This is a genomic window from Glutamicibacter sp. AOP5-A2-18 (genome assembly GCF_052446055.1).
Classification (GTDB): domain Bacteria; phylum Actinomycetota; class Actinomycetes; order Actinomycetales; family Micrococcaceae; genus Glutamicibacter.
Genome location: NZ_JBQSVW010000001.1, coordinates 3,377,867 through 3,397,965, shown reverse-complemented (window position 1 = coordinate 3,397,965; position 20,099 = coordinate 3,377,867). Strand labels below are relative to the sequence as shown.

The window sequence follows — 20,099 nt, the reverse complement described above, 5'->3', positions numbered from 1 at the left end:
CCGAAAGTACTCGCACATGAATTTCACTCCACGCGCCCGCTGGGCCGCCCTGGCCTTGTCCCTGTCCCTGCTTGCCACCGGCTGCGCCGCCGGTTCCAACGCCAACGGCGAGAACGGCACTTCCGCCGCGGCGGCGGCACAGAATGCGGATGGCTCCGTCACCGTCGATACCGCGTTCGGACAAGTCAGCATCCCGTCGGATCCACAGCGCGTCGTGGCGTTGGAGGGTGGCGCAGTGCCTGCCGTGGAAGCCGGCCTGACCCCGCTGGCCACCGCCGGCGACACCTTTGATGATTCCTTCGGCAACGTCGCGGACTATGACGCGGTAGAGAATCTCCCGAAAATCCTCACCCCGGACGGATGGGACTACGAGCAGCTCGTCGAGTTGAAGCCCGACCTGATGATCGGCTTCGTCCGCGGCGGCGACGACGCATCGCAGGAGCTCAGCTCCGAGAAGAAGGCCGAGTTCGAAAAGCTCAACGCCATCGCACCCACCGTGCTGATCCGCACCAACGGTTCCGCCGGCACCCGCGACGCCTCGGTGGCCATGGCCGAAATCCTGGGTAGCGGCGAGCAGGCCCAGGCGCAGAAGAAGGCCTACGAGGACAAGGTCTCTCAGGTGAAGTCCGATTACGCCCAGCAGCTATCGGAAAACACCTTCGCGGCAGTGGACGCCTACGAGGACGTCACCGTCTACTCCAAGATTTCCTGGATCGGCAAGGTCCTGGACGATCTGGGGGCGCTGGCCGCCGAGGTTGTCAAGAACGAAGAAGCCGAAAACGGCGTGTTCCTTTCCTTTGAGCAGCTCTCCAAGATCGACGACGCCACCGTAATCTTCTACCCGCAGTACACCGACGGCGCGTCCGACGCGCTGGACACCCTTGAAGGGCAGGCCACCTGGACCTCGCTGCCGGCGGTCAAGGACAAGCACGCCTTCGGCCTGACCCACTTCTTCCCGGACAACTACGGCGCCGCCCTGCGTGTGGTCGAGCAGATCGAAGAATCGCTCAAGAGCCTCTAGCCACCACGTCACAAGGACCCCACCATGATTATCACGACCCATGATCCGGCATCCGGCGAAATCATCGCACCGGACGAGGAAAACGGCAAAAACGCCACCTATACCCATCCGCTTGTGCCCCGGCTGGTGACCGTCGAATCGGTTCAGCCGCTGGGAGCGCGCATGGTCCGCATCCGCGTGGCCGGCGAGGACCTGAAGTCGCTGCGCAGCGTCGCGGCCGAAGACCACGTCAAGGTGTTTTTCGACCGCGACGAGCAGGGCCGGCCGGTGCTGCCCACGGTGGTGGGCGACCGGTGGGTCGATGGACGCTCGATGACCAGCCGCGACTACACCATCCGGGACGCCAACCCGTCCGAGGGGTGGATGGACCTGGATTTCGTGCTGCACGAGCACGGGGTCGCCGGACGCTGGGCGGGCACCGTGCAGCCTGGCGAGCAGCTGGCCCTGCTCGGCCCGCGCGGCTCCTTCCGGGTGAAGGACGTCTTCGACTGGTATGTGCTGGCCGCGGACGAAACCGCCCTGCCGGCGTTGGCCCGATGGGTCTCCGGGCTGCGCGCCGAGGCGAAGGTCTTCGCCTTCATCGAGGTCAACGACGCTGCCGATGAGATCGTCCTGGACAGCCCGGCGCAATTGCAGCTCAGCTGGCTGCATCGCGGTTCCTCCCCGGCAGGGAGCACCGACTTGCTGGAGCAGGCCGTGAAAGCCCAGCAACTGCCCGAAGGGGAAGGCTTCATCTGGGTGGCCGGCGAGTCGATGTCCATCAAGCCGTTGCGCCGCTATCTGAAGAACGATCTGGGGCTGGACCGCGACAACTGGGATGTCGACGGCTACTGGCGCCGCGGCCAGGCAGACCACGACCACCACCACGACGAGGACTAGCATGGCCGCCGGTCTGCACGACCGGGCGGTGGACCGGCGGGCTCGCAGGAGCCTGCCGGTTTTCGCGCTCTGCGCCCTGGTTTTGCTGCTGGCCGCCGCGGCCAGCCTGTTCTACGGTTCCCAGCCCGTACCGGCCACCGATGTCCTGGCCTACCTGCGCGGTACGCCGGGGAACCTGGCCGAAGCCAACGCCTCGGTCATGGCCCTGCGGGTGCCGCGCACCGTGCTCGGGGCGGTGTGCGGCATCGCGCTGGGTGTCGCGGGGGCCCTGTGCCAGGCGCACACCCGCAACCCCCTGGCCGATCCGGGCTTGCTCGGGGTGAGTTCCGGGGCGGCCACCGGCGTGGTGCTGGCCATCAGCGTGTTCCACCTGGTGTCGCCCGCGCAGTACACGGTCTTCGGGCTGCTCGGAGGACTGCTCGCCGGCGCCGTGGTGCTCGGCCTGGCCGCGCGCATCCGGCTCGCCAACGCCGCCACCAGCCTAATTCTGGCAGGCACCATCATTACCGGGGTACTCAACGCGATTTCTAGTACCGTGGTGCTGCTGGACAAGGTCACCATGGACCGGTTCCGCTACTGGACCGTTGGCTCGCTGTCCGGGCGAGACGCTTCCGTGCTCTGGGACGTGGCTCCATGGCTGGTCCTGGGGCTGCTGCTCACCGTGCTGAATGCTTCCTCGCTGGACGCGCTGGCGCTGGGCGACGACGTGGCTTCCAGCTTGGGCCGCAATGTCGTCCGTGACCGGCTCTTGGGCCTGCTCGCCGTGGTGGTGCTTGCCTCGGCGGCCACCGCTTCGATGGGGGCCATCGCCTTCCTCGGCCTGGCCGCCCCGCACCTGGCCAAGCGGATCGCGCCGGGCGGGCTGCCCGGCGCGGTGGTGCTCTCCGGAATCCTGGGGGGTGCCATCATGCTGCTGGCCGACACCGCGGGCAGGCTGGTGCTGCCCACCGGCGAGCTGAGCGTAGGCATCATGCTGGCCATTCTCGGTGCGCCCCTGTTCATCGTGATCGCGCGCAGTTCGCGCCTGAGGAGTGCCGTTGACAGTCTCTGAGCTCATTCGTCCGGCGACCCAGGCGGGACGAGGCACCGCCCTGCCTTGGCGCTCCCTGCTGTGTTGGGGCATGTTGTCCGCCGCCGGTCTGCTACTGCTGGTCAACGCCCTGGGTCTGGGGCTGGACGTGCGCCTGTGGTGGCAGGTCGCCAGTGGCCAAGCCGATTCAGGAACCATGTTCCTGGTGCGCGACCTGCGCGGCCCGCGCGCCCTGGCCGCGATCGTGGTGGGCGTCGGCTTCGGCATCTCCGGTGCGGTCACCCAGGCGGTGCTGCGCAATGTGCTGGCCAGCCCCGACATCATCGGGGTGACCTCGGGTGCGAGCCTGGGCGCCGTTGCCTCCATTGTCGGCGCCAACGCGGTGCCCGCGATCCTCCTGCTGGGCCCCTGGCGGCTGCCGCTGTCGGCGACGCTGGGCGCGCTGCTGGCCGGGGCGGTGGTCCTGGCCGTCTCCTATCGCGGGGGCATCAGTTCCTTTCGGCTGGTGCTGGTGGGGCTGGGCGTGAACGCCGGACTGGGCGCCGGGGTCAGTTGGCTGCTGCTGCGCGCGGAGCTGCCGGACCTGAACAGCGCCATGGTCTGGCTCACCGGCAGCCTGTCGCTGGCTACCTGGGACCTGCTGTTCCCGGTGGCCTTGGTGGTTCTCGTGGCCGGCACCGTGCTGATCGGGCTGTGCGCCCGGTGGCTGGATATCCTGGAGCTGGGCGACGACATGGCAGCCGCGCTGGGCCTGCGCGTGCGCGCCGCGAGCCTGCTGCTGCTGGGCCTGTCGGTGCTGCTGGCCGGCGCCACGGTGGCGGTGGCCGGCCCGGTGGGCTTCATCGCCTTCGTCGCCCCTCAGCTGGCCCAGCGGATGTTCGGGACGACCCATCCCACCCCCGGACGGGCAGCGCTGACCGGGGCGGTGCTGATGCTGCTGGCGGATTTGATTGGACAGAACCTGTTCCCGGTGTTGCTGCCGGTCGGCCTGGTTACATCCATTGCCGGCGCGCCGTTCCTGGTATGGATCCTGCTGGTGCTTTCGCGCAAGCGCAGCTGAGGCGCACCGGCCGCGTAGCACGGCGTCAAATTCCGGTTCAAGCAGGCCCCCAGAGGGCTGCAGATGACGTCGTCTTGCGTGGCGTTCCGCCGCGTGACGGTCCGGTTCCAACCCGCTGCGGGGCGTGCTTGAATCGGTGCATCTCAGCGGCTGAGAGACCTGGCTCCGCGACGCCGCAGCAAGCCTGCAATCCGCAGGGAGTGCTAACGCCAGGTTCGTTGGAGCCCGGAACTGCCGGAATCCCTCGGAAGTCCAAATCCAAGGAGCCCGATCATGTCCGTCACCGCACTGCCCCGCGTCCCGTACACCGGCACCGCCCGCGACGCCGAACTGGAGCACTGGCGCGCCGTCGCCCGCCGGGTTGCGGACGCCCTGGCCGCCGACGCCCTGGCCGCCGACGCGCTGGCCCGCGACCGCGCCAACAACCAGCCCTTCGCCGAGGTTCGGCTGCTACGCGAGGCCGGGCTGCTGGAACTACTGGTCCCGGCCGAATTCGGCGGCGCCGGGGCGCACTTCGAGACCGCCTTCGAGGTCATCCGCATCCTGGCCGCCGCCGACGGGTCGATCTCCCAGCTGCTGGCCTACCACTACATCAACCAGTCTTCCATCGCGTTCTACGCCCCGGCCGAGGCGCAGGCCGCCTGGTGGCGGCGCACCGTGGAGGAACGCTGGCTGTGGGGCGACTCGGTCAACCCGGTGGACCCGACCCTCGTGCTGACCCGCGAGGGCGCCGGCTACCGGCTGAACGGCGCCAAGCGCTTCTCCACCGGATCCGGGGTGGGCGAGGTGATCGTCGTGAACGCCCAGGTCGAAGGCACCGGCGAGCTGCTGGCCTTCGTGGTGCCGCGCGACGCGCAGGGGCTGGAGATCGTCGACGACTGGAACTACCTGGGCCAGCGGCTGAGCGCGTCGAACTCGCTGGTGTACCGCAACGTGCGCATCGAGCCGGCCGACGTGCTGGGCCCGGTCACCGACGAGCCGGTCTCCGCCCTGCTCACCCCGGGCATCCAGCTGGCCTTCGCCAATTTCTACGTGGGCATCGCGCAGGGCGCGCTGGAACGCGGCAAGCAGATCCTGCTGGGGCGCAAGAACGCCTGGTTCCTCTCAGCGGCGGAAACCTACTCGCAGGATCCGGTGTTCCAGCGCACCGTGGGTGAGCTGAAGGCCCGCACCGCCGCCGTCGCCGCCCTGGCCGAGAAGCTGGGCCGCAGGTTCGATGCGCTGCTCTCGCTGGCCGGCGCGGTCACCCAGCCGCAGCGCGCGGAACTGGCCGTGGCGATCGCGGAGCTGAAGGTCGTGGCCACCGAGGCCGGCGTGGAGGTCGCCAACCGCATCTTCGAAGTCACCGGTTCCTCCTCCACCCAGAGCGGCGTCGGCCTGGACCTGTTCTGGCGCAATGTGCGCACCCATTCGCTGCATGACCCTGTGGACTACAAGAAGATCGAGGTTGGTGCTTACTTCCTGCGCGGAGAGTCCCAGCCGCTCTCGCTGTACACCTAAGAAAACTTCTCCCGGATTGGACTGAACGATGACTGCATTAGCAACTGGCACTCGACTCGCAGGACTCAAAGCACGTTTTGCACCGCTCTTCGCGCGCATCGCGCAGGGCGCGGCCGAACGCGACCGCACCGGCGAATTGCCCTACCAGGCGGTCGCGGACCTGGCTGCCGCCGGCTTCGGTGCGGTTAGGGTTCCAGAATCGCACGGGGGTTCCGGCGCAACTCTGCCCGAACTCTTCGAACTGTTCGTCGAGCTGGCGGCCGTGGATACAAATATTGCCCAGGCGCTGCGTGCGCACTTCGCCTTTGTCGAAGACCGCTTGGTTGCCGAGCCGGGTCCGGGGCGCGACAAGTGGCTGGCCCGCTTCGCTGCCGGCGAGCTGGTGGGCAACTCCTGGACCGAGGTAGGCGCAGTGAAGGTGGGGGAGGTGATCACCAAGGTCAGTCCTGATGGCGAGGGCGGATTCAGGATCAACGGCACCAAGTACTATTCCACCGGCTCGATCTTCGCCGACTGGCTGGACACCTACGCCGAGCGTACGGATACCGGCAAGCGGGTAATCGCCGCGGTCAACCGCCACCAGCCCGGCGTTGAACTGGCCGATGACTGGGATGGCTTTGGCCAGCGCACCACCGGAACCGGAACCTCCATCTTTACCGATGCGATTGTCGCTGAGGAAGACCTCATCGACTTCGACACCCGGTTCAAGTACCAGACCGCCTTCTACCAGCAGGTGCTGCTGGCGGTATTGGCGGGTTCTGCGAAAGCGGCGGAGCGTGATTTTGCCGCAGAATTGAAGGCGCGGAAACGCACCTTCAGCCATGCTGCTGCCAATGTCGCGGCCGAGGATCCGCAGCTGCTGCAGGTGATCGGTGAAGTTTCGGCGGCCGCGTTTGCCGCTGCCGCGACGGTGGAGCGGGTTTCGCAGGCGCTGCAGGGCGCCTATGAAACCGCGCTCGCGCTGCACCAGGGTGCAATCAGCGTGGATGAGGATGAAGCGGCCAACGATGCAGCAGAGCTGGCCTCGGCCCAGGCTCAGGTCGTGCTCACGCCGTTGGTGCTCAATGCCATCACCCATGCCTTTGATGCGCTGGCTGCTTCGGCTACCAGTGTTTCGAAGAACCTGGACCGGCACTGGCGCAATGCCCGCACCGCCGGCAACCACAATCCGTGGGTTTTCAAGGCACGGCTGATCGGCGACCTGGCGGTCAATGGCACAGAGCTGCCCCGCGTCTGGGCGATTGGCGCTTCGAAGTAGATTCCTGATTCTTGCGGGTCCAGCATTCTTTGGAAGGTGCTGGGCCTGCGGGGTTTACACGGTGATGTCGTTGCCCGCAGAACGGCGTGAATGAGAAGATGTCCAGCATGAGCGACTGGCAGATAGAGTTCGATGACGCACGCAACCCGCGGGCTTCCGACTATGACTGGGCGCAGATCGATTCTGTGGTTCAGCGGTTGTCCCTGTTGCAAAGGCAAGCCCGTGAAGGCGCCGAGGTGAGCGAAGAACTCCAAGACAGCGTCGCCGAGCTTGAGCGGCACATCGGGGCCGCCTTGGAGCATGGTGCCAGCCTCCCTGAATTAGGCGAAAGAACGATGGTGAGTCAACGGGATTTGGCTCGTGTCAGGGACACCGGACGTCTTTATGAACGCTAGTAGTCTGCCTCCCGCTGGCTAGACTGAGAGGATGATCAACTACACCCTGCGCCAGCTGCAGTACTTCGTTGCTGTCGCGGAGCTCGGCTCCATTTCGGCCGCGGCTAAGCAGTGCCATATATCCCAGGCCGCAATGTCGCAGTCGATGGACGAGCTGGAACGCGCCGTCGGATCTCAGCTGCTGGTGCGCCGCCGTGCCCGCGGCGTGGTGCTCACCGCCGTCGGCACTGACTTTTTGCATGATTCGCGCGCCCTGGTACGCCATGCCGAAGAGGTGCAGGACCAGATCGTCGAACGCCAGACCAAGCTCTCCGGTCCGCTGGTGATCGGCTGCTATTCCTCGCTGGCCGCCTTCTGGATCCCGGTGATCTGCGAGCGTTTCACCAACGTGCACCCGGATTTGCAGGTCACGCTGCTGGAGGGCGACGGGGCCGAGCTGCAGGAGCGCATGCTCAAGGGGCACCTCGATGCGGTGCTCACCCACACCCGCCACCTACTGCCCCAGGTCTCCTCGCGAACGGTGATGTCCGGCAGGCCCTATGTACTGGTGGGAGGCGGGCATCGGTTGGCGGATCGAGCCAGCGTGTCTTTGATCGAACTGGCCGATGACGACTTCGTCTCGCTGGACATTCCCACTGTGCGCGATAACCAGTTGGTGAATCTGCGCATGTCGGGTTTGGACCCCAAGGTGCGGTGGAGCTCGCAGAGCTTCGAAGCGGTGCGCGGGATCGTGGCCCGCGGGCTGGGCTATACGGTCCTGGTGCAGCGCCCGCCGGTCAATCTGAGCTACGACGGGCTGCCGCTGTCGGTGCTGGAGATCGAGGGCGAAGTCGGCGTCAGCGATATTTGCGTTGCCTATACCGCTTCGGACCGCCCGAGCTTGCGGCTTCGCGCGTTCTTGGATTTCTGCGAGGAAGTCGGAGCCGAGAAAGAGCGCAAGGCCGGCTAGAACTCGAAGGTTCCAACCGGCCTGTGTCCGCGATCAATGGGGACTAGTGGCTCATTTCCTCTGCTTCGAGGTCGGCATCTCGGCCTTCCTTGATGCCGCGCATGGCCAGCGCGGCGACGATGAACGCTCCAGCCCAGACGGCGCCGGCGATCCACAGCGATCCGCCGCCCAGCAGCACCAGCCCGGCGACGATCATCGGAGTGAAGCCTGCACCCACGGTGGAGGAGAGCTGGTAGACCAGCGAGGCGCCGGTGTACCGGATGCGGGTCGGGAACAGCTCCGCGGTGAACGCGCCGAACGGCCCGAAGATGAACGCCTGGACGATGCCATTGGCCACGAATAGTGCGATGGCGAACAGCCACAGCTGGCCCAGTTCCAGCATCCACATGATCGGCAGCGCAGCCACGGCGCCGGCAACGATACCGATCATCATGACCGGGCGACGGCCCAGCTTGTCGGAGTAGCGCGAGGAAACCCAGATGCCAACCACGGTCAGCGCGGCGCCGATAGCCTTGATGTTCAGCACCGAAGTGCGGTCCATGCCGACTTCCTCGACCACGTAGGAGATGGCCCAGACGGTCATCAAGCCCTGCACGGTGTAGGAGCTCATGCCTACCAGGGTGCCGCGGATGACAGACCTCGGGTACTTGGTGATGACTTCCATGAACGGGGTCTTGCGCTCTTCGGCCTTGTCTTCCAGGGCCAGGAACAGCGGGGACTCGGTGACCTTCAGGCGGATGATCAAGCCAATGCCCACCAGCGCGATGCTGATCAGGAACGGAATGCGCCAGCCCCAGGCCAGGAACTGCTCATTGGGCATGATGGAGACGGCCGAGACCGCCAAGGTGGCCAGCACGGCGCCGGCCGGGCCGCCCATGTTCGCGAAGCTCGTGGCGAATCCGCGGCGTTCCTTCGGGGCGTGCTCCAATGCCATCAGCATGGCGCCACCCCATTCGCCGCCCACGGCCAGGCCCTGGACGACGCGCAGGGTGATCAGCGCGATCGGGGCCAGCATGCCGATCTGGGCGGTGGGCGGAAGCAGTCCGATCAGCGTCGAGGCTCCGCCCATCATGGCCATCGAGGTGATCAGCACGCCCTTGCGGCCGATCTTGTCGCCGAAGTGGCCGAAGATGATGCCGCCCAGCGGGCGGGCCAGGTAGCCCACGGCCAGGGTGGTGAAGGAAGCGAAGATTGCCACGCCTGGGGTCAGTCCCACGAAGAAGACCTTGTTGAAGACCAGCGAGGCCGCGGTGGCATAGAGGATGAAATCGTAGAATTCGATCGCGCTGCCGATGAAGCTGGAAGCCAGGATCCGGCGCATCTGCGGGGAATTCAGCGAGGGGACCAGCACCTGTGCCTCCATGCTGGTGCCGTTATTCAAGGTGTTGCTCATCGTGCTGCCGCCATTTCGCTGTTGACGCGGGAAAAGGATATCGTGTCCAGGTCGTTGGGCACCAGGTAGTTGCCGGAGAACTTCTCGGCGTGGGCTTCCCAGACGTGCAACGGTGTCGTCCCGGGGACCAGGTGGTGCAGGGCGAGGGTGCGCGCGCCGGCCTGGTGCGCGATGCCGATCGCCTGTTCGGGCGAGGTGTGCGATGCGCGGTGGTGGTCCATCGAGGCCTGGGCCTCCAGGGTGCCAACCGAACCGTAGGCGCGTTGCACCCAATCGAAATCGATGGCCTCATGCAGCAGCAGGTCGGTGTCCTGCGCGAGGGCTACCAGGTTCTGGCATGGTGCAGTGTCCCCGGAAATGGTCACCGAGCCTTCGGCGGTGTCGAAGCGGAAGGCGAAGGCCGGAGCGATGGGCGGGTGCTTGACCAGTGTTGCGGTCACCGTGACCAGCTCGTCGCGGTAGATCTCGAACGGCGCGAAGCCCTCGGGCGTCGGGTTGCCATTGGGGTGGTACCCGGTGCCAGCCGGGATCGCGATGTCCGAGGCGATGAAGTGGTCCAGCGGCGAGGGACGCAGCGCGTCGATCACGCGGTCGTTCAAGTCCGTGGCGTAGGCCTGCATCAGGTGCTCGAACATCGAGGCGGTCCCGGGGGTCGGGTTGCGCGCGAAGACCGGCTGCGGGGCGGTGGCGGCGCGCGGGGACGCTGGCGGCAGGGCGCCGCGGTCGCCCGGGCCGATGATGGAAATCGGAGCCTTGCCGGCCGGCAGGGTGAACATCCCGAAGATGGCCAGCGAAGCCAGATCGATGGTGTGATCGGAGTGCAAATGCGTGAGGAAGATGCCGCGCAGGTTGGCAGGGGTGAAGCCGGCTTTCATCAGCTGGTTGCCCACGCCGGTTCCGGCATCCACCAGGTAGACGCTCTCGCCCACGACTACTGCGGTGGAAATCCCCGCACGCTTGCCTGCGTTCTCGCCGGTCCACCAGCGTGGTCCGCCGGCGGTGCCCAGCGTAACGACGTGGGGATTGAGATTGGTGGAGGCCATGGAATGCGCCCTTTCTTTGGTTCAAGTGCTGCATTCCATTCTTATGCGCTGGATCACATTCGTAAAACTGTTTTTATCAACCAACTAAATAAGTTTAGCCGATAATCGGTTGGGTATGCTCATAGCAACGATGCAAACCAAGGAGGGTCATGGCCGAGCCAGAACGCAGCCGGATTTCACGCTGGCTATTGCCGCAGGGCAGTGAACCTGACCCGCGCTTCACCCTTGCCAACGAGCGCACATTCTTGGCCTGGATCCGCACCTCATTGGCATTCCTCGCGGGCGGCACAGCGCTGGAGGCCTTCGCCGCAGAGGCCTTCCCGTCGCCAGTTCGCACCTGGCTGGCGGTGCTGGTGATCGGCGTCGGCATCCTGATTGCCGCCGGTGCAGCCGTGCGCTGGGTCCGCGTGGAACGCAGCATGCGCACCGGCCGGCCGTTGCCGATTCCCGCCATTGTCCCGCTGCTGGCATTCGGTGCCGTGGTGGCCTCACTGGCAGCGATCGCCATGATTTTCTGGTCCCTCAGCTCGTGATGAAAGAGCCCATCGAGATCAGCGACCCGGGGTTGCAGCCAGAGCGCACCGTCTTCGCGTGGAACCGGGCAATGGTTTCATTTCTCGTGGTTTCCGCGGTCTTCCTGCGCTGGCTTCCGCACTACGGCATCGGCATGATCCTGCTGATCGCGGTGTCCTCGTCGATGGCTCTGGGGATCCTGCTCTCGCAGCGTGCGCGGTATCGGCGCATGGCCCTCGGGGTCAAGCACGAGAAGGTCCAGGCGGACGTGGTGGCGGTGCTGATGACCACGCTGGCGCTTTGTGCGCTGGGCGGATATGCGCTGTTCCTGGTGCTCGGCCCTAACTAGGCGGGGTGCGGCCGCGTGACGCTGATGGCGATGCCGAAAGCATCGTAAATTTGGCGGATCCATGTGCCGCCAGTGGGCGTACAGTGGAACTTCCGGTTCAGCTCGAATTCGCCGTAAACTCGCTACGCGAGGTCTTTGCCGTTTCGGGTGTTTTGGTGCTTGGCGCCCTGTTGCTGATCCTGTGGTTGCACTGCACCCAGCGCCTGCCGCGGAAAGGTTTTTAGCTTGGCCCCGGAGGGCGGCTCTTCCTTGCCCAGTGGATCTTCCATGGCCTTTGCCGCACCGGGTGCCTGCCCGGCAGTGGCCGTATCGGGGGTCTGGGCCGTTACCGGGGCATCGCGGATCACCGCCCCCGTTCGTGGCGGCAGCGGACGATGGTGATGCACCAGGTAAATCAGCATGGCAATGGCCTTGTGCATGACCACGATGGTGAAGATGAGGGCTCCGGTGTAGCAGCCCCATGCGACCAGGTGAAGCGTGGTCACTTCCAGGATGTTCAGCTCCAGCGCGCCCTTGAGCATCATGATGGCGCCGATCTGCTGGATGACCATGCCGAGCACGGCCAGTCCAACCGCAAACCAGAAATACACCAGGGTATCGGCTCCGGGTTTCTTCACGACAGGCATGTGAACCTCCGTTGGCCAGCTGTCGGCTGTAATTGCTGCACACTTTAGCCCATGGCGGGAAACAGCTTATTTGCCCAAGGTGGCCCGGGCCTGGCGCAGCAGCGGCTCATCGACCATCTGCCCCTCGAAAGCGAAAACTCCCGGATTTGCCTCTGCGGCTTCAAGGATCCGCCGTGCGCGTTCCCGTTCTGCTTCGGTCGGTGCGAACGCCTCGCGAATGACCGGCATCTGGTTCGGGTGAATTGACGCCTTCGCGGCGAATCCCGATGCCTTGGCATCGCGGGACTCTTCGCCCAGGCCTTCCAGATCAGGGATATCGAGGTACACGGAATCAACTGCGGCCTTGCCGTTGGCCACCGCATTCAGCAGCACCTGCGACCGCGCGAACCGTGCCACCTCGCGGTAGCTGCCATCCTGGCCGCGCGAGGATGTGCCGCCGAGCGAGGCGATCAAATCCTCGGCGCCCCACATCAGCGCGACAACATTCTGCGCCCCGGCAATGTCCGAGGCATTGGTGATGCCCTTGGCGGTTTCGCACAGCGCCAGGACGTCGTAGCCTGCCAGCGCAGCCGGCTGCGCCGCCGACTCGCACTTGGGCAGCATCACGGTGCGATAGGCCGTCTGCCCCAGCGCTTCCAGGTCCTTGGCGAAGTGCTCGCTATCGACCGGGTTCACGCGCACGATGACCCGCGCGGGATCCAGCGGCGTATCCAGTAAGGCGCGGCGGGCGGCTTCCTTGCTCCCGGCAGCCACCGCGTCTTCCAGATCGATGATGACCGCATCGGCACGCTGCGCCGCCTTGGCATAGCGCTCGGGCCGGTCGGCCGGGCAGAACAGCAGGGAAGGACCCATCAGGAAGCTAGCCATTGGAGCTTTCCCCCTTGGCTTCCAGCGAATCCAGGTGCGCCTGCTGGGTCCACATCAGGCAGGTTCGGGTGGCGGTGGCCACGATGTCGCCGTTCTGGTTGCGGCCGGTGTGGGTCATGGACGCCAGGCCCTGCCCGGGGCGGGACTTGGATTCGCGCAGCGCGGTGATCTCGGTTTCGGTGTAGAGGGTATCGCCGTGGAACATCGGGTGCGGGAAGCGCACGTCATTGATGCCCAGCTGCCCCACGATGGTGCCTTCGGTCAGCTGGCCCACCGACTGGCCGATCATGGTGCTCAGGGTCAGCAGCGAATTGACCAGCGGCTTGCCGAAGGGCTGGGTGGAAGCCCACGCGGCATCCAGGTGCAGGCCCTGGTTGTTCATGGTCATCGTCGTGAACGCGACGTTGTCCGCCTCGGTCAGGGTGCGCCCGGGCTTGTGCACGTAGGTGGCCCCGAGCTGCAGCTCGTCGAAGTAGAGGCCGCGCTGCTCGACGCGGGTAGGGGTTTTCTCGCTCATGCGTCCTGCTCCTGCTGCTGTGCTTCGGTTGGCTTGGTTGTCCCGGTGGCTTCCACGGTGGCCACGACCTGCTTGGCCTTGACCAGATCCCCGGGCTTCAGGCCGGTCATGCGCACGATGCCATCGGCAGGGGAGAGGAGCTGGTGCTCCATCTTCATCGCCTCGATGCTCAGCAGCAGCTGGCCGGCGGCGACCTCATCGCCATCGGCAACCTGCACGCTGATCACGGTGCCGGGCATGGGGGATTCGACGTGCGGGGAGAAGGTCCCGGACTCGATGGCGAGGGTGGCCAGGTGGCGTTCGAGGACTTCTTCGCGGGAAAGCTTGCGCACCGCGGCGGTCCACCCGTCCTCGCACAGCCACAGCGTGCCGTCTTCGGCGAAGGCGTGCTGGAGTGCTGTGCGCTGGCCGTTAACGGACAGGATTCCATCCGGTTCCTGGCCCACGGTGAATTCTTCGGCGCCCACGTGCACCCGGCTCGCATCCGGATCCCTGAGCAGCGCGGTCTTGCCTTCGGCCGCCGCGGCGTCGAAGTGCTGGATGCTGGCCCGGCGCTGCTGGGCCCGCCAGCCATCGCGCAGGCCCCAGGGCGTTTTCGCCGCAGGAATCCGCTGGTCCTCAAGGTGAGCTGCCAGTGCCAGTTCGCGCTCGCTGATCTGGCGGAAGGCGAACTGGTCCAGCTTCCGCTCGATCAGGTTGGTGTCCAGACGCCCGGCGGCCACATCCTCGTCGGCCAGCAGCAGCCGCAGGTATTCGCTGTTGGTCAGCACGCCCAGCACCACGGTGCCGGCCAGGGCCTTATCCAGCCGGGCCAGCGCCTCGGTGCGGTCCCCGCCCCAGGCGATGAGCTTGGAGAGCATCGGGTCGTAGTGGGCGCTGATCTCCAGGCCGTCGCGCAGCGAGGAATCCACGCGGACGTTCTCCGGCTCGCTCACGCGCAGCACGGTGCCCACCGAAGGCAGGAAGCCGGAGGACGGGTCTTCGGCGTAGAGCCGGGCCTCGATGGCGTGGCCTTCGAGCGTGATCTGGTCCTGGGTGAAGTCCAGTGGCTGCCCGGCGGCGATGCGCACCTGCCAGTCGACCAGATCCAGTTTGGCTCCGTTGACCCGGATGACCTCTTCGGTGACCGGGTGCTCCACCTGCAGGCGGGTATTCATTTCCATGAAGAAGAACTCGTCGGGGTTCTCATCGCTGACCAGGAACTCGACGGTTCCGGCCCCGACATAGCCCACCGACTGGGCTGCTGCTACGGCAGCAGCGCCGATGCGCTCGCGGATCGCCGCACCGTGCTCCAGATTCTCGAATAGCGGTGCGGGGGCTTCTTCGATGACTTTCTGGTGGCGGCGCTGCAACGAGCATTCGCGTTCGCCCAGGTGCACGGTGTTCCCCTGCGCGTCGGCCAGGACCTGCACCTCGATATGGCGCGGGTTGCGTACCAGGCGTTCGAGGAACAGGGTGTCATCGCCAAAGGCGTTGGCGGCGGTACGCCGGGCACTGGCCAGGGCCTCGGGCAGCTGGTCGGCGGATTCCACCGCGAACATGCCCTTGCCGCCGCCTCCGGCTGAGGGCTTGATCAGCAGCGGATAGCCGATATCCGCGGCTGCGGCCAGCAGCTGCTCATCGCTCAGCCCGGGCTCGGCGATGCCTGGAACTACCGGCACCTGGTGGGCCACCACATGGTTCTTGGAACGGATCTTGTCGCCCATGAGGTTGATGGAGTTCACCGGCGGTCCAATGAAGGTAATGCCGGCAGCTTCCAAGGCCCGGGCGAAGTCCACGTTCTCGGAAAGGAAACCATAGCCCGGGTGCACCGCTTGGGCGCCGGACTGCCTGCAGGCGGAGATCACCGCGTCGATATCCAGGTAGCTTTCATTGGCCGGGGCGGGTCCCAGGCGCACCGCATAGTCCGCCTCGGTTACGTGCAGTGCTTGGGCATCGGCATCGGAGTAGACCGCGACCGATTCAATGCCCAGGGCGCGCAGGGTGCGGATGATGCGCACCGCGATTTCACCGCGGTTGGCGATCAGGACCGTATCAAAAAGTTTCGTCTTCATCATGATTTCCTCGCGCTACATCCGGAACAGGCCGAATTGGGTCTCCGGCAGTGGTTGGCGGGCACAGACATCCAGGGCCAGGCCGAGCACCCGGCGGGTATCGGCCGGGTCGATGACCCCGTCATCCCAGAGCCTGGCGGTGGAATAGTACGGGTTGCCCTGGGTTTCGTACTGCTCGCGGATTGGCGCCTTGAACGTTTCTTCTTCCTCGGCGCTCCAGCTGCCGCCGGCCGCTTCGATGCCATCGCGCTTGATGGTGGAGAGCACCGAGGAGGCCTGATTGCCGCCCATCACCGAAATGCGCGCAGCCGGCCACATCCACAAGAAGCGAGGAGAGTAGGCCCGGCCGCACATCGAATAGTTGCCAGCCCCGAAGGAGCCGCCGATGATCACGGTCAGCTTGGGCACCCGTGCGGTGGCTACCGCGGTAACCATTTTCGCTCCGTGCTTGGCGATGCCGTCGGCTTCGTAGTCGCGGCCCACCATGAACCCGGCCAGGTTCTGCAAGAAGATGAGCGGGATGCCGCGCTGGTCGCACAGCTCGATGAAGTGCGCGCCCTTCATGGCTGACTCGGAGAAGAGCACCCCGTTGTTGGCGATGATGCCCACCTGGTGCCCGTGGATATGCGCGAAGCCGGTGACCATGGTGGTGCCGTATTCGGCCTTGAACTCGTGGAACTTGCTGCCGTCCACGATGCGGGCGATGACCTCGTGCACGTCGTAGGGGGCATTGACATCCACCGGGACCACTCCGGCCAGTTCGCTGCCCGGGTAGAGCGGCTCGGCCACCTGGACCTCGATGTTCCACGCCGGGGCCGGGTTGGCCGGAAGTGTGGAGACGATGTCGCGGATGATCATCAGCGCGTGCTCGTCGTTTTCGGCCAGGTGGTCCACCACGCCGGAGGTCTTGGCATGCAAGTCGCCGCCGCCCAGCTCTTCGGCGGTGACGATCTCGCCGATGGCGGCTTTCACCAGCGGCGGGCCGCCCAAGAAGATGGTGCCCTGGTTGCGCACGATCACCGTCTCGTCGCTCATCGCCGGGACATACGCCCCTCCCGCGGTGCAGGAGCCCATGACCGCGGCCAGCTGGGGGATCTTGCGTGCGGAAAGCTGGGCCTGGCTGTAGAAGATGCGCCCGAAATGGTCGCGATCCGGGAAGACCTCGTCCTGCATCGGCAGGAACGCGCCGCCGGAGTCCACCAGGTAGATGCAGGGCAGGTTGTTCTCCAGCGCGATTTCCTGGGCGCGCAGGTGCTTCTTGACCGTCATCGGGAAGTAGGTGCCGCCCTTGACGGTGGCGTCGTTGGCGATGACCAGCACGTGCCGGCCGTGCACCAAGCCGATGCCGGCAATCATTCCGGCGCCGGGGCTGGCTCCGTCGTACATGTCCTCGGCGGCCAGCGGGGCGATTTCCAGAAAGGGGGAGCCGTCATCGAGCAGTTGGTCCACACGCTCGCGGGGCAGTAGCTTACCGCGTGCTACATGGCGTTCCCGAGACTTTTGCGAGCCACCGCGCCCAGCGCGTTCGAGGCGTTGATGCAGGTCCGCCAGCAGGGTGGCGTTGGTTTGAGTATGGCTCGCAAATGCTGCGGGATCCGGTTGGGAACGAAGCGTCTTCACTTTTCAGTCCTTGGGCTCGGGTTCGCTGGCAATAACCAGCGGGGCAGGGAGTTCTTTGATGGCCAACGGGAATTCGTCGGTGACGGCGAGCATTCGCATGGCGAGGGAGACAAAATTTAGTTGCACTTCGGGCAATGACAGCCGTCCATCGCGGCGATACCAGTGGGACGCCCCGGTGCCCATTTCCATCATGGCTAGTCGGGCGATGCCCAGGTCCACGGTGTTGAACAGGCCTTGAGTTGTGCCGGTGGCCAGGATGGATGCAAAGAGCTGCTCGTAGGCATCGCGGAGCGCCTGCATGTCTTCGGCGTGCTCGGCGGACAGGGCGCGCATTTCGTGTTCTGCGACGCGGGAGGTTTTTGGATTAGTGGCGGTGAAGCCTACGTGGAAGGCAACAAGCAGGGCCAACTGACGTACTGGATCGGTGCTGTCGGCGATGGTCTGCCCGGCTCCTTCGATCATGGAGGTCAGGCAATTTTTGATGATGCCAACGAGGAGTTCTTCTTTGCCACCGACATAGTGATAGAGGGTGGCGGAGTTCAGATTCAGGGCAGTTCCGAGTTCTCGGATACCGGTCGCGGCGAATCCGCGCTGCGCAAAGCATGAGACTGCAGCTTGCTGGATTTGACCCAATTCCATGGACACCACCTTGTGTTCCCAATCAATCGATTGACAGTGTCTATCCAATCCGAGAACCGGTGTGGTGTCAATCACTTTTAGCTCAAGAGGCCGATTCTGGCGAGGTTCTGCCAAGCGCGAAATATTTGGAAAATCGTTTATGAATCAAATGCATAACGGTAGGCTTCATGATGGTATTTACATTGAAATCTGAGTTAATGACATTCAGGTGCCCACGAATTACGACCGGAAAGCACTATGCCACAACCCACTGACACCGTCGTCACTGCCCATGTAACTAGCCGGCGAAAGCTCTTAGCTGGCGCCACCGGACTGATCGCACTGGCCTCTCTGAACGCCTGCTCGACACCAGAGGCTACCGAAACCGCTCCTGTCGCTCATGCTGAAACACCCAAGACACCGGACGAGTTACTCAAAGCGCTGAAGGAAGGCAATCAGCGCTATCTTTCGAACGAGCTTCAGCACCCCAACCAAGATGAAGAACGGCGCGACGAGCAGGCCGAGCATCAAAGCCCTTTCGCCCTGATCCACGGGTGCGTCGACTCGCGCGTTACCCCGGAGCTGCTTTTTGATCAAGGAATCGGTGACCTCTTTGTCACCAGAACCGCAGGCGCAGTCCTTGATGACACCTTGGTGGGCAGCATGGAGTTTGCCGTCTCCGAACCTTACTCGGTTCCCCTGTTGGTGATTCTCGGACATACGGCCTGTGGCGCGGTGACCGGAACTCTTCAAGCCATGGAAAAGAATGCCGATAACCCTGAACTGCCCGGAGAGATGGATGACTTCGCGGAGCAAATTGCGCCAGTGGCCCGCAAGGAAAATGTTTCAGGATCAGATGCTGATGCAGTGAACAAGGTGGTCAAAGCTAATGCGATAGCCGTTGCGCAGCAGCTGGTGGGACGCTCGGTCATTATTCGCAAGGCAGTGCAAGAGAAGCGGACCCGCGTGGTTAGCGCCGTTTATGATCTGCAGACCGGCGAAGTGAGTTGGCTGGAAAGCTGAGTTAGATGTCGGCTTAGATCTCAGGACAAGAAGTTAAAGTGAAATCCCCGTCGGCTAAGCCGACGGGGATTTCAACGATCATCACTCGCACCTTCAATGAGGTAGTTACTACGTTACCCAAGCTTTCTATGCTCGGGCTGAGCACAAGCTTCGCGGTTGCAGTGCGTTGAGACGGGGTGAGGAATAGTTACTTCACCAAGTTGGTGCGCAGATCATCAAGGACCTGGGATGCGCCAGTTGGGCCTAGGCCTAGGAACCAAACGTCGTCATTCACGCGCACCGCGTGATCGTTTTGAACAGCCTTGAGCTTCTTCCACAGTGGACCTTCAATCGCGGCCTTTTCACCGGTGGCTTCAGGGGTTCCGTAGGAAGTGTAGAAGATCCAGTCCGAGTCTGCCTCGGTGAGATTTTCAGCGGAAATTTCAGCCGCTAGGTCTTCGATGCTTTGGTTCCCTGGACGCTTCAGGCCAGCATCCTTGAGGATCACACCAATCAGTGACTTGTTGGCGTAGAGACGAATCTTTTCTGGCATGAAGCGCAGCAAGGAAATCTCTGGGTCGCCCTTGACGTCGTTGCCTAGGGCGGAAGCCTTGTCCTGATACTTGTTCAGTACGTCCACAGCCTGGGTCTCTTCGCCCAGTGCCTCACCGGCTAGCAGGAAGTTTTCCTTCCAAGGAAAACCTGGACGAATGGAGAAGACGGTTGGTGCGATCTCGTTGAGCTGAGCGTAGAGCTTATCCGCGCGCAGCTGCGAACCTAGAATCAGGTCTGGCTTTAATGCTGCGATGGACTCGAGGTTGAGTTCCTGGATGGTGCCAACGGTCTTGGCGTCCTTAACCTTGTCGGCAAGGTAGCTCGGGATTGGGCTGGAACCTTCGGTGGACGGAATGCCTACCGGGGTGATGCCCAGGGAGATCACCTCATCGAGTTCACCAGTATCAAGAACCACAACGCGCTTTGGCTTTGAGTCCAAGGTGGTGGTGCCGTTGGCGTGGGTGATGGTGCGAGGGAACTGGCCAGCTTCGGCGTCGGAGCCGAACTTTGCAGTCTCCTCATCCGCGGTGGTGAAATGTGCGCCGCCAATCGCAACATCTTTATTGCCCGAGTTGGTGTCGGTAGTGGTGGACGCGCCACAGCCGGCGGTCAGGCCAACCAGCGCTACGGCGGTGGCTGAGATTAGGGTGCGGCGCCATGCGGTGCCCATCTTCGATAAATTCACATCACAAATATACCTTATTTTACTAAGCCTACCCAAAGGTTATGACGCTAAACTTTGCTTGCGCACGGTAAAGTAATCTCGTTCCCTGCAGTACATCTGACGAAGGGCGCCGGTCATTAGCGCTAATCTCACCAGGCCCACCAAACCTGTGCCCAGCACCAACAG

At 64.3% G+C, this 20,099-nt stretch carries 20 protein-coding genes; 11 read left to right on the top strand and 9 right to left on the bottom strand.

From position 1 onward, the window contains the following. The first annotated feature begins 16 nt into the window (after positions 1-16). The 8 genes from ACT3RW_RS16325 (at position 17) to ACT3RW_RS16290 (ending at position 8,092) form a co-directional block, all read left to right on the top strand. The gene (locus ACT3RW_RS16325; protein ID WP_442347858.1) at positions 17-1,021 is read left to right on the top strand and encodes an ABC transporter substrate-binding protein; all 1,005 of its coding nucleotides are present in this window, start codon (positions 17-19) and stop codon (positions 1,019-1,021) included. Between the two features lie 24 nt (positions 1,022-1,045). Beyond that, the gene (locus tag ACT3RW_RS16320; RefSeq protein WP_443452580.1) at positions 1,046-1,900 is read left to right on the top strand and encodes a siderophore-interacting protein; all 855 of its coding nucleotides are present in this window, start codon (positions 1,046-1,048) and stop codon (positions 1,898-1,900) included. A 1-nt stretch (position 1,901) separates the two neighbouring features. Beyond that, positions 1,902-2,951 carry a FecCD family ABC transporter permease gene (locus tag ACT3RW_RS16315; RefSeq protein ID WP_444614486.1) on the top strand — a complete coding sequence of 350 codons (1,050 nt, stop codon included), beginning with the start codon at positions 1,902-1,904 and terminating at the stop codon, positions 2,949-2,951. Positions 2,952-3,021: 70 nt separating this feature from the next. Beyond that, positions 3,022-3,990: a FecCD family ABC transporter permease gene (locus ACT3RW_RS16310; protein WP_444614485.1), complete on the top strand. Its 969-nt coding sequence runs from the start codon at positions 3,022-3,024 to the stop codon at positions 3,988-3,990. A 273-nt stretch (positions 3,991-4,263) separates the two neighbouring features. Beyond that, on the top strand, positions 4,264-5,490 hold the full coding sequence (locus ACT3RW_RS16305) for an acyl-CoA dehydrogenase family protein (protein WP_444614484.1): 1,227 nt from the start codon (positions 4,264-4,266) through the stop codon (positions 5,488-5,490). A gap of 28 nt (positions 5,491-5,518) precedes the next feature. Further along, positions 5,519-6,748 (top strand): acyl-CoA dehydrogenase family protein, encoded by a 1,230-nt coding sequence (locus ACT3RW_RS16300; RefSeq protein WP_441685069.1) that lies wholly within the window; start codon positions 5,519-5,521, stop codon positions 6,746-6,748. Between the two features lie 107 nt (positions 6,749-6,855). Then, positions 6,856-7,143: a hypothetical protein gene (locus ACT3RW_RS16295; protein WP_146041051.1), complete on the top strand. Its 288-nt coding sequence runs from the start codon at positions 6,856-6,858 to the stop codon at positions 7,141-7,143. Between the two features lie 31 nt (positions 7,144-7,174). Continuing rightward, positions 7,175-8,092, top strand: a complete 918-nt coding sequence (locus ACT3RW_RS16290) for a LysR substrate-binding domain-containing protein (RefSeq protein WP_444614483.1) — start codon at positions 7,175-7,177, stop codon at positions 8,090-8,092. Between the two features lie 43 nt (positions 8,093-8,135). Here the strand turns inward: ACT3RW_RS16290 and ACT3RW_RS16285 are convergent, their stop codons facing one another. Both ACT3RW_RS16285 and ACT3RW_RS16280 read right to left on the bottom strand, forming a co-directional pair. Then, positions 8,136-9,485 carry an MFS transporter gene (locus ACT3RW_RS16285; protein WP_444614482.1) on the bottom strand — a complete coding sequence of 450 codons (1,350 nt, stop codon included), beginning with the start codon at positions 9,483-9,485 and terminating at the stop codon, positions 8,136-8,138. Then, on the bottom strand, positions 9,482-10,528 hold the full coding sequence (locus ACT3RW_RS16280) for an MBL fold metallo-hydrolase (RefSeq protein ID WP_102599278.1): 1,047 nt from the start codon (positions 10,526-10,528) through the stop codon (positions 9,482-9,484). Before ACT3RW_RS16280 ends, ACT3RW_RS16285 begins: the two co-directional genes overlap by 4 nt. Before the next feature lie 149 nt (positions 10,529-10,677). Between ACT3RW_RS16280 and ACT3RW_RS16275 the strand changes: the two genes are divergently transcribed. Both ACT3RW_RS16275 and ACT3RW_RS16270 read left to right on the top strand, forming a co-directional pair. Further along, a complete protein-coding gene (locus ACT3RW_RS16275) occupies positions 10,678-11,061 on the top strand; it encodes a YidH family protein (RefSeq protein ID WP_013350564.1) in 384 nt (127 codons plus the stop codon). Then, positions 11,061-11,390, top strand: a complete 330-nt coding sequence (locus ACT3RW_RS16270; protein ID WP_102599277.1) for a DUF202 domain-containing protein — start codon at positions 11,061-11,063, stop codon at positions 11,388-11,390. The genes ACT3RW_RS16275 and ACT3RW_RS16270 overlap by 1 nt, the downstream gene beginning before the upstream one ends. A 122-nt stretch (positions 11,391-11,512) precedes the next feature. On the opposite strand, the gene ACT3RW_RS16265 is transcribed toward ACT3RW_RS16270, so the two are convergent. From ACT3RW_RS16265 to ACT3RW_RS16240, 6 genes are all read right to left on the bottom strand, one after another. Then, entirely contained in the window at positions 11,513-12,016 is a 504-nt protein-coding gene (locus ACT3RW_RS16265) for a hypothetical protein (protein ID WP_444614481.1), read from the bottom strand. A 66-nt stretch (positions 12,017-12,082) separates the two neighbouring features. Then, on the bottom strand, positions 12,083-12,883 hold the full coding sequence (locus tag ACT3RW_RS16260; RefSeq protein WP_041649151.1) for an HpcH/HpaI aldolase/citrate lyase family protein: 801 nt from the start codon (positions 12,881-12,883) through the stop codon (positions 12,083-12,085). Continuing rightward, positions 12,876-13,400, bottom strand: a complete 525-nt coding sequence (locus ACT3RW_RS16255; RefSeq protein ID WP_013350553.1) for a MaoC family dehydratase — start codon at positions 13,398-13,400, stop codon at positions 12,876-12,878. The genes ACT3RW_RS16260 and ACT3RW_RS16255 overlap by 8 nt, the downstream gene beginning before the upstream one ends. Further along, positions 13,397-15,457 (bottom strand): ATP-binding protein, encoded by a 2,061-nt coding sequence (locus ACT3RW_RS16250; RefSeq protein ID WP_444614480.1) that lies wholly within the window; start codon positions 15,455-15,457, stop codon positions 13,397-13,399. Before ACT3RW_RS16250 ends, ACT3RW_RS16255 begins: the two co-directional genes overlap by 4 nt. Before the next feature lie 12 nt (positions 15,458-15,469). Next, entirely contained in the window at positions 15,470-17,074 is a 1,605-nt protein-coding gene (locus ACT3RW_RS16245) for a carboxyl transferase domain-containing protein (protein WP_444614479.1), read from the bottom strand. 3 nt (positions 17,075-17,077) lie between these two features. Next, complete coding sequence (locus tag ACT3RW_RS16240) at positions 17,078-17,713, bottom strand: TetR/AcrR family transcriptional regulator (protein ID WP_444614478.1); 636 nt, start codon at positions 17,711-17,713, stop codon at positions 17,078-17,080. 237 nt (positions 17,714-17,950) lie between these two features. On the opposite strand from ACT3RW_RS16240, the gene ACT3RW_RS16235 reads away from it, so the two are divergent. Further along, positions 17,951-18,715, top strand: a complete 765-nt coding sequence (locus ACT3RW_RS16235) for a carbonic anhydrase (protein WP_444614477.1) — start codon at positions 17,951-17,953, stop codon at positions 18,713-18,715. Positions 18,716-18,902: 187 nt separating this feature from the next. Here the strand turns inward: ACT3RW_RS16235 and ACT3RW_RS16230 are convergent, their stop codons facing one another. Continuing rightward, positions 18,903-19,934, bottom strand: a complete 1,032-nt coding sequence (locus tag ACT3RW_RS16230) for an ABC transporter substrate-binding protein (RefSeq protein WP_444614476.1) — start codon at positions 19,932-19,934, stop codon at positions 18,903-18,905. Between the last annotated feature and the right edge of the window lie 165 nt (positions 19,935-20,099).